Raw genomic sequence first — 1,028 nt, 5'->3', positions numbered from 1 at the left:
AAATTCACTATGCCACTTCATTGCGACGGCTAATGACGTCACGGTTTACGATGTACAACGCACACCTATGTGGGATCCTGAGCCAGTAACACAGAACCTAACTTATGAGTTTACCTATCTTGGGAATACTTTCTCTTGGCTGAATGACGTTACGTTGGTCACCGGGCTACCAAGTTGGATTTCTGACCTAGAGGATAACCTAGAAAAAACGCGTATCGACATTAAAGGTTCGGAAGGTGTTTTAATAGGGTATGAGTATTCATATAGCTCTGAAGATCACTATCTGGGCCAAGAAGGCTTTAACACTGATGACTCACTAGGTTGGGGGGCAGCTAAAGCAGTATTACCACTGGCGATTGCAGATAACCAGAAAATTATCAATCAAGTGGTTGATTTCGGTTCCTCAACCAATGCACCGTTAACCTCTCAAGACCACTACGACGTTGATGATTTGACAGGAGATCTAATCATAACTGAACTACCCGGGCTAAGGACTGTATCAGTCGAAACCTCACTGGATGATATTACCAATGCACGAGATCTATCCTCCTTCGACTACCAAGAAATCTACCTAGGTAAAGAGGAAGTCACAGTACCTGCAGGTACCTTTGCTGCATGTAAGGTAGAAAGTGAGACTCAGTTTGAAAATGACGGACCTCGTGACACTCAAATAACTTGGCTTACAAACCGAGGATCAATTAAATCCATTCGAGAGGAGTCCTCTTGGGGTATGTCGATTAATATGGAGGCAAAAAGCTTACCTTCTATTCAATAATCGATAAGTAATACGAACAAGCCAATATCTTATTGGCTTGTTCACCCTTCCATTAACTCTTTAAGACAACATCTTCATTCGCAAAACTTGATAGTATTTCCAGCGGACCACTCCCTTAATTAAACGCTCTTGCCACTCGACCCTTGCTGCTCAATTCGTAATGACCAATATAGGCTGGAATAAATACAGACTGCCCTTTCGTGAGGGTCAAATGCTCGCCTTTCTGACTCACTAGGGCTTTGTTGCGTAATTC

General features: G+C 42.9%; 1 protein-coding gene and 1 pseudogene. One reads left to right on the top strand and one right to left on the bottom strand.

The annotated features are described in order from the left end of the window. Window positions 1–775: pseudogene (locus BCT49_RS05370) on the top strand (hypothetical protein); the annotation flags it as partial. A 115-nt stretch (window positions 776–890) separates the two neighbouring features. On the opposite strand, the gene BCT49_RS26335 reads toward BCT49_RS05370, so the two are convergent. After that, window positions 891–1,028, bottom strand: a 138-nt coding sequence (locus BCT49_RS26335; RefSeq protein WP_339375374.1) for a hypothetical protein, incomplete at its 5' end; no start/stop codon positions are given.

The organism is Vibrio lentus (assembly GCF_002875945.1).
In the GTDB taxonomy this organism is placed as follows: domain Bacteria; phylum Pseudomonadota; class Gammaproteobacteria; order Enterobacterales; family Vibrionaceae; genus Vibrio; species Vibrio apostichopi.
This window is presented reverse-complemented; position numbering and strand designations above follow the sequence as displayed.